We start from the raw sequence: 7869 nt of genomic DNA, 5'->3' as shown, positions 1-7869 counted from the left end.
CTTGCAACTGGCGCCCCGGGACTTGTCGCGCCTGGCCCGGCGCGGCTCCGGCTCCGCATCGCGGTCAGTGTTCGGCGGCCTTGCCATTTGGCACCGCGGTGACAGTGATCTCACCTCGTTTGCTGAGGCCTTACCCGAAACAAAGCTGCCCTTGCGCATGGTCGTTGTGATGGTCGATGCCGGCCAGAAAAAAGTCTCATCGCGCCGCTTGATGGCCAACACCGTGGCAACCAGTCCCTACTACCCGGCCTGGGTCAAAGATAACGAGCGGGCCGCAGGCGACATGGTGAAGGCCCTGGCTGCAGCTGATTTCACCCGGATCGGAGAATTGACAGAGCAAAGTAGTGCTCGCATGCACGCCGCCATTTTTGCCAGTGACCCCGCCTTTACCTACTTTCAGCCGGCGACGTTGACGGTGTGGCACGCGGTGCAGACCTTGCGGGCGCAAGGGGTCCCAGCATACGCCACCATGGACGCCGGGCCGAACGTCAAAATTCTGACCTTGGCGCCTGCCGTTGCGGCGGTCAAAGCGGCGCTGCCCGAATTTAAAGACCGCCTGCTGGTCGCCGGCCCCGGCCGCGCCGCCAAAGTATTGGAGGAAGCACAATGAGCCAATCGATTCAGTCGCACCGCAAGGACGAGCACGTCTTTTTTAGCCGAAAATTTTCGCCCCACAAGCCAAGGCAGGCTTTGATGACGTGCGCCTGCTGCATGACCCGCTGCCGGAAACTGCCGTGGCTGATGTGTCGGTGACACCGGCGCTGTTTGACTGGGAGTGGCCCTTTTTCATCAACGCCATGACAGGTGGCTCCCAGCAAACCGGCCGGTACAATGAGCAGCTGGCCACCATTGCGGCGCACACGGGGCTGGCTATGGCGACGGGCTCCCAGGCGGTGGCACTGAAGGAGCCTGATTTGGCGTCCACCTTCCAGGTCGTGCGGGCAGCCGATCCCGACGGCTTTCTGATAAGCAACCTCGGCGCGAATAAGACCCCGGCTCAAGCCGAAACGGCAATCAAGATGCTCCGCGCCAACGCCTTGGAGATTCACCTGAACGCGGTCCAGGAGCTGATCATGCCCGAGGGTGACCGAGATTTCCACTGGCTGACCAATCTCCAGCGCATAATCGCAGCCAGTCCGGTCCCGGTGATCGTCAAAGAGGTCGGGTTCGGAATGACCAAGGAGGCGCTGGTCAAGTTGCGCCAGGCCGGGGCGAAGTATGTGGACGTGGGCGGCAAAGGTGGCACTAACTTTGCGCAGATTGAAGGCGTGCGGCGTCAGGATGACGACTACACCGCGCTTGCCGACTTTGGCCAGTCCACCGTTGAATCCCTGTTGGAGGCGCAAGACAGCGGACTCACGGTCCTGGCGACCGGCGGTGTCCGCACCCCTCTTGATGTTGTGAAGGCCCTGCGGCTCGGTGCCAGTGCGGTCGGCATCAGCGGGTTGGTGCTTCACTGGCTGATCCAGGAAGGCCCAGCCGCGGCGGAAGCCATCTGACCGCCTGGCAGCGGCAGCTCCCCGCCCTGCTGGCGCTGCTTGGCGCTAAGAATCTAACAACGTTGCGGCAGGTCCCGGTCGTTTTCTCACCGGCGCTGGTCAACTACGCCCAGCAGCGCAACCTGAAACTACCCTACTGAATTGCAGACATGAAAAAAAGCCGACGCATTTTTGCGTCGGCTTTTTCAGATCCTAAGGCCCTTGGGATAGGCATTCTTAATGGTGCCGCCCACCGCCTTACCCAACGCAAAACCACTGCCTTCATAAGTCAGCAGGACGGTTTGCTTTTTGGTGAGGGCCGGCCGACTGAGTGTCTCGCCGTGGCGATAACGGGTAAATTCGTCGGCTGAGACGCTGACCACGGTTTGGAACATCGCCGGCGAAAGCGCGGTGGCCAAGGCGTGGGCCGGCTCAAACCGGCCCTTCTTAAAGGTGCCTAAGGTCAGTCCGGTGCGCAGCAGGTGGATGCCGGCAAGTGCCGGGGTCCCCACCGGTAGCGTGGCCAGGGTATCTCGATTCAAGGTCTTGGGGAGATTCAACGGCTGCTTGAAGGTGGCTTTTTCAAATGCCGCAAAGTCTTGCTGCTGGGTCCGGTTCAGCCGCACCGGTTCCACCAGCGGCCCCATCGCAACCTTGCCAGCGCCAGCTTTTTGCAACTTCGCAACAAAATGGCCCTCGCCGTCAAGGCGCTGTGGCCACAGGCGGGCGGTTTCCTTCAGCATCGGGTCGCCGTTGGCCCACTCCGGCCTGCCGTCGGCGATCCCCGCCGGTTTATCGATTGGCACCACACTCAGGCCCAGATTGGCCGTGGCCCAGGCGATGATCTGCTCATCTTCCTCTGGCGCAAACGTGCAGGTCGAGTAAACCAAAATGCCGCCCGGGCGCAGCATTTTCACTGCTTCGGCGACGATTTCGCGCTGGCGCTCAGCGCACTTGACGGGATAGTCCGGCGTCCAGTAGCTCATCGCGTCCGGATCCTTGCGAAACATGCCTTCTCCGGAGCAAGGGGCGTCGATCAAGATGCGGTCGAAGGCTTCCGGCAGGCGCGCCGCCAAATGCGCCGGATCACTGTTTGTCACCAGCGTGTTGGTCAGCCCGAACCGCTCGATGTTGCTGGACAGCACTCGCGCGCGCCCGGCGTTGATCTCATTGGCGACCAGCAGGCCCTGCTGCTGCATAAAACTGCCAAGGTGCGTTGACTTACCACCGGGGGCCGCGCACAAATCGAGGACCCGCTCTCCTGGGCGCGGGGCAGCCACGGTGCCGACAAACTGGGCACTAGGCTCCTGGCTGTACACATTGCCTGCAATGTGCGCCAGCGACGTCCCAACCACCTTGCCGTAATGTCCCCACTGACTCCAAGGAATCGCCGGGGCCTGGCTGGTGGCGTGATGCAGCGGATTGACGCGAAACCCGGCCGCAGCCGGCTGGTCAAAGCTGGCCAGAAACGCGGCCGCGTCTGAGCCTAATAGCTTGCGGTATTTTTCTTCAAAGCCCTCGGGTAATGTCATGCCTGTCTCTCCTTTTCCCATGCTTGCGCATTAGCAGCCCGTAAAGCGTGCCGGTCGCGATGACCCACAGCGCTGCTGCAAAAATGACGAACCGCGGCCGGTCAGTGAGATAAAACCACCAGTTGGCGGCGATCGTTCCGGCCACCGTCAGCAGTGCACTGTAGCCGCACAGCCGGACCCACAGCCCGCGCAAGGCGCGCTGTCGCTGCGGGGACTTAAGCTCGGCCGGCAGCGTATTTTTGACAAACCACTGCGCAATCCAGGCAATGAGCACGGCGAACAGCCCCAGCACCACACACCACACCGTTGTGAGGCCGCTGGTTTGCCACCAATCCGTCCCGCCGAGATGCTGACGATACTGGTAGTTGGCGGCCTTGCCGCCGAGCAGTCGGGCGAGTTGGCCTTTTTGCTTCTGGATGTTCTCGCCGTCCGCATAGACTTTAACGTCGTCAAGCCGCGGCGCCGCAGGGCCTGCCCCACTTGCGTTCAGAAAAATGGCCCGGTTGAGTCGCTGACTGCGCGGCGACGAGACGACCCCCAGCACGGGGAGGTACTGGCCAGCCTGTTTAAGGTACTGCTGGTGGCTGCCGGTGGTCAGCTGTTTTTCGTGATCAGCACCAACCACGGTGACCGGCAGCGGCGACTGGAAATCGGCATCGGAAAACCACTGTCCTGAGTCCAGTGGGAGCGTTCCGTAGTGGCCATTGCCGTACATGTACACTCGCCCACCGCTGGTCCGGAACTGAACTTGAAGGTTGGTCAACTTGCTTTTTGCCAGCTTGGCGGCGGCCTGCGGCAAGGTGAGATCGGCCTTAGTTGAGACCGTCACCGCCTGCTCGCTCAGGTTGTAGTGATCCAGCAGCTCGGCGTATTCGGTTTGGTCATGCGTTGACCAGACCCAGCCGGCCCCGAGAATCAGCAAGACCCAGGCCGCAGCTAAAAAGAAGAGTCGCTTCAAGGTTGACATCCTTTCTATCGAATCAAGTAGATGCGGTCATTGATGGCGTCAAACCGCGGAAATGCCCGGTTCAACGGCAACAGTCTGCGGTCCGGGACAAAGTGCGCCAGCTGCCAAAACAGGCGGCTGTTTGTCGCACCGTTGCGCTCACCGATCACAAACAGATCAAGCGTGGAAAAACGTGTCCGCAGCAACTGCAGAAACGCCGCATCGCTCCACTCGTGATCCGGGGACCAGGCCATGACCACCGCATCCACCTGCGCCCCCCACTGCCACAAGGCCGCACTGGCCCCGGCGCGGTGGACCGGCAGCAGCGGGGTCTGGCCGGTCACGTTGGCTTTGCCACGTCAGGCTGTCAGAGGCAATCACCCGGTTGCCGGCTGCCTGCAAGCCAAAACTGACATAACCGTTGCCGGCTGCCACTTCCAAGTACCGCCGTGGGCCAAACAGCGCCGTCCATTCGGCGAACAGCGACTGCTGAACAAAGGCCCACATGCCAAAATGGTAGGCAATGTACTGGCGAAAGTGCCGCAGCAGGTGGTCCAAGGCAACCACCGCGCGAAGCGGCACTTGAAAGTCATATTGGGCCTCCGCCATGGTTTCACCGGTCAGGCCCAGCCTTGGCAGCGCCGCTGTGGGCAGCTGGTGGGCAGCCACCGCCGTGCGCCAGGCCGTCAAAGCCGCCACTTGCTGCCGGATCGCTGGGGTCGGCATGGTCTCTGCAAGTTGATTGAGTTTCACCCAGTAGTCCATGCTGACCTCCCTGCCAATGAAAAAGCCGCTGAATCACCAGCGGCTGCACAAATGCTTAGTGGATCCCCAGCGCCATTTTGGCGTACCGGCTCATCCGCTCCGGGCCCCACTGCGGGTACCACACCAAGTGAATATCGACCGACGTGATGCCTGGCACAGCCAGCAGCGCCTCATGAATGCTGTCGTCCAGCATAGTCGTCAAGGGGCAGCCCATGGTTGTCAGCGTCATCTCGACGTCGCAGTGACCCACATCGTCCAGGTCGACGCCGTAAATCAGGCCGAGATTGACAATGTCGACGCCCAGTTCTGGTCGATCACGCCTTCCAGGGCTTTGACGATGGCCTTTTTCATCTTGGCAAAGTAAGCGTCTTCTTCCGGCGTCGTGGTTTTCTCATCAGCCATTGGGATGGCCTCCTACTCGTTCGACTTCAGCGTGCCCGCAACGGCGTAATGGTCCGGCGTCATTTCGTTGAGCACGATGTGGATGTGCTCAGCCGGGGCCCGGTGTTTTTGGCGATGGCTTCAGTGACATCCTGGCACATCTTGGCCAGCTGCTCTGGCGTCCGGCCTGCTAACAGATCAATGTGAACTAATGGCATGTGATCGCTCCTTTACTCTTCTTGCCCAAATTATACCCGAGATTGCGGCGCTTGAACAGGTGACTTCCGCTTAGCGTCCTGCTGATCGGAAGTCAAGAACTCCCCGACCACGTCGACTGTGTTCAGAATATCGATGAAAGCCAACCGGTCAGCCCCTAGCGTGGCCTGGGTCAAATCGTACAGTTCGTACCGCGTGATGACGATCATCAAGGTCGTATTCGGGCGGTGCAAGTAACCCCCACGGCTGGGAATGACCGTGATGCCGCGATTGAGTCGCGCCGAAACCGCGGCAACCACGTCATCCGGGTGCTCGGTCACGATCATCGCCGTGATTTTCTGGTTCGAGGTATGGATCATGTCGACCACCCGCGACATGCAGTAAATCGAGATGATGGTGTACAAGGCGCTTTCCCATTGCAGGCCAAACCCGGCAATCAGCACGATGACCGAGTTGATACCGAACATCAGCCAGCCGACCGACTTTCTCGTCGTTTTCGCAAGGTACATGGACAAAATGTCAAACCCGCCAGTCGAAAAGCCGTAGCGCAGGGCAATCCCGACCGCGATACCGGTCAGCGCGCCGCCGAAAATCGAATTCATCAGCGGATCGTTCGAAAGCGCCTGGACCGGCAGCACAATCGTGAAACCTGAGATGATCAGGATGTTGAGAATACTGAACAACGTGAAACTGCGACCGAGCTTACGCCAGCCCAGATACGCAATCGGCATGTTGATCAATAAGTTAAACCAGCCCGTTAAATCACCGCTGGTGAGCCCCAGGCGGTGAAGAAAAATGGAGATCAGCTGGGCCAACCCAGTGGCTCCGGCCTGGAAGACCTGTGCGGGAGTCAGGAAAAAATTCAGGGCGATTGCGGTCAGCAGACCGCTGACCAGTGCGACCCCCAATTTTGTCAAAGTGTCATGCTGAGCGAATTTTGTCAGTTTTGCCATGTCTCTGCCTACTTGTTCACAATTTACGGACACACGTGCACATAAAACCTGTCTTGCCGTCCGTCATTGTTACTAGAATACACGGGAAAGTTCAGAAAATACAGCCCCTATACCGGGTTTTCGCGTATAATAGGCAGAAACTTGTGCCTCGCATTCAGGTGTTCTAGTTTTGTGAACAAAGAAAGGAAGATCACAATGACTCGTTCCGCTTGCACCAGCATTTTGATTGGTAAAAAGGCGACGGCTGACGGCAGCGTTCTGATTGGCCGCAATGAGGACTCGAAGGCGGCGTGGCCCAAGCACCTCGTCGTGCATCCCGAGACCTTCGATCAGCCTGAAGCTTTTCATTCAAAGGCGAATGGGTTCACCTTGCACCTCCCCAAGCACGCCTTTAAGTACACAGCAACCCCGGAATGGACTGACCAATACGGCCTGTTTGAGGAAGCCGGGATTAACCAGGTCGGCGTGGCGATGAGTGCGACCGAAAGTGCCTACGCCAACGCCCGGGTGCTTGCCTATGACCCCTTTGTGCCAGATGGCATTCTAGAAGAGGCCATGGTCACGGTCGTGCTGCCTTATATTCACTCCGCAAAGGAAGGCGTCTTGCGTCTGGGGCAAATCGTCACCACACTTGGCACCGGGGAAGCCAATGGCGTTTTGTTTGCCGATCACGATGAGGCCTGGTACATGGAAATTGGGTCTGGGCACCACTGGGTGGCTGAGCGCATTCCGGATGACAGTTATGCGGTGGTGGCCAACCAGCTCAGCATCCAAGCCGGGTTGTTCGATGATGCCAATTTTTTGACCAGTCCGAATCTCGCTACATTCGCCGAGTCCCACCACCTGTGGCAGGCTGACACGCCGTTTAATTTCCGCCGCATCTTCGGCACTGACACCCCATTTGATCGAACCTACAACACGGCGCGTGTGTGGGACGGCCAGCGGCGGCTGACCCCGAGTCGCCGCAGTGACCCGACGGACTCGAACCTGCCCTTCGTCCTCAAGCCGGACCGGCCACTGCAAGTTGATGACGCTTTTCAGGTGCTTGGCAGCCATTTTGAGGAAACGCCGTATGATCCGGTCGATCCGCAGGCCACTGCCCCTCATCGCTTCCGCCCCATCAGCCTCGCCCGCACGCAGGAAAGCCACGTCCTGCAGCTGCGGCCAAACCTGCCTGACGAACTCGCCGGAATTCACTGGCAGGCTATGGGCGTGGCGGCGGAAAGTCAATTTGTCCCATTTTTTGCCGGGACTACCACGACGCCAGCCGATTACCAAGTGGGCGCTTTACCGCCGAGTCCGGATTCGGCGTACTGGCAGTATAAGCTGGCCGGCGTGTTGGTCGACGCGCATTACTGGCACTTCCAGCAGGCCTTGCAGCAGATCCAAACCGCGACCCATGCGCTGCTGCTAGCCAACATCGCCAAGACCGATGGCCAAGCGAAAACCGCCCCCGACCTGGCGGCGCTCGCCACAACCGCCAGTTTGGCCAATGCGGCAATCGCCAAATCCGCGTGGCAGACCTTCACTGCTCGACTGCTCCAAGAATCGACGGACCTCAGCCCGCTGAATTTCAGCACCGACGATCAACTCTAATC

Annotated in this window: 5 protein-coding genes and 4 pseudogenes; 3 read left to right on the top strand and 6 right to left on the bottom strand. The window is 59.6% G+C overall.

All coding sequences use genetic code 11. From position 1 onward, the window contains the following. Together JCM13995_RS12155 and fni are read left to right on the top strand one after the other, a co-directional pair. Positions 1-610 (top strand): diphosphomevalonate decarboxylase (locus tag JCM13995_RS12155; protein WP_369385726.1); only part of this gene is annotated, 610 nt, incomplete at its 5' end. Then, positions 607-1639: pseudogene (fni, locus tag JCM13995_RS12150) on the top strand (type 2 isopentenyl-diphosphate Delta-isomerase). The gene JCM13995_RS12155 and the pseudogene fni, both read left to right, overlap by 4 nt. Positions 1640-1684: 45 nt before the next feature. On the opposite strand, the gene JCM13995_RS12145 reads toward fni, so the two are convergent. The 6 genes and pseudogenes from JCM13995_RS12145 to JCM13995_RS12120 all read right to left on the bottom strand — a co-directional run bounded on the left by JCM13995_RS12145 (position 1685) and on the right by JCM13995_RS12120 (position 6271). After that, on the bottom strand, positions 1685-3010 hold the full coding sequence (locus JCM13995_RS12145; RefSeq protein WP_054666023.1) for an RsmB/NOP family class I SAM-dependent RNA methyltransferase: 1326 nt from the start codon (positions 3008-3010) through the stop codon (positions 1685-1687). Continuing rightward, the gene (locus tag JCM13995_RS12140; protein ID WP_054666020.1) at positions 2988-3968 is read right to left on the bottom strand and encodes a hypothetical protein; all 981 of its coding nucleotides are present in this window, start codon (positions 3966-3968) and stop codon (positions 2988-2990) included. The genes JCM13995_RS12145 and JCM13995_RS12140 overlap by 23 nt, the downstream gene beginning before the upstream one ends. A 14-nt stretch (positions 3969-3982) precedes the next feature. Then, positions 3983-4721 (bottom strand): annotated as a pseudogene (locus JCM13995_RS12135) (SAM-dependent methyltransferase). Between the two features lie 55 nt (positions 4722-4776). Beyond that, positions 4777-5123: pseudogene (locus JCM13995_RS12130) on the bottom strand (metal-sulfur cluster assembly factor). Positions 5124-5135: 12 nt separating this feature from the next. Further along, positions 5136-5320, bottom strand: a pseudogene (thmT, locus tag JCM13995_RS12125) (2-hydroxymuconate tautomerase). Between the two features lie 30 nt (positions 5321-5350). Then, positions 5351-6271 (bottom strand): YitT family protein, encoded by a 921-nt coding sequence (locus JCM13995_RS12120; RefSeq protein ID WP_054666017.1) that lies wholly within the window; start codon positions 6269-6271, stop codon positions 5351-5353. A 195-nt stretch (positions 6272-6466) separates the two neighbouring features. On the opposite strand from JCM13995_RS12120, the gene JCM13995_RS12115 reads away from it, so the two are divergent. Next, on the top strand, positions 6467-7867 hold the full coding sequence (locus JCM13995_RS12115) for a C69 family dipeptidase (RefSeq protein ID WP_054666015.1): 1401 nt from the start codon (positions 6467-6469) through the stop codon (positions 7865-7867). Positions 7868-7869: the final 2 nt, after the last annotated feature.

The organism is Lacticaseibacillus camelliae DSM 22697 = JCM 13995 (assembly GCF_001311195.1).
Taxonomy (GTDB): Bacteria; Bacillota; Bacilli; order Lactobacillales; family Lactobacillaceae; genus Lacticaseibacillus; species Lacticaseibacillus camelliae.
Note: the sequence above shows the minus strand (reverse complement) of the source record. Positions and strands in the feature narration are given on the sequence as shown.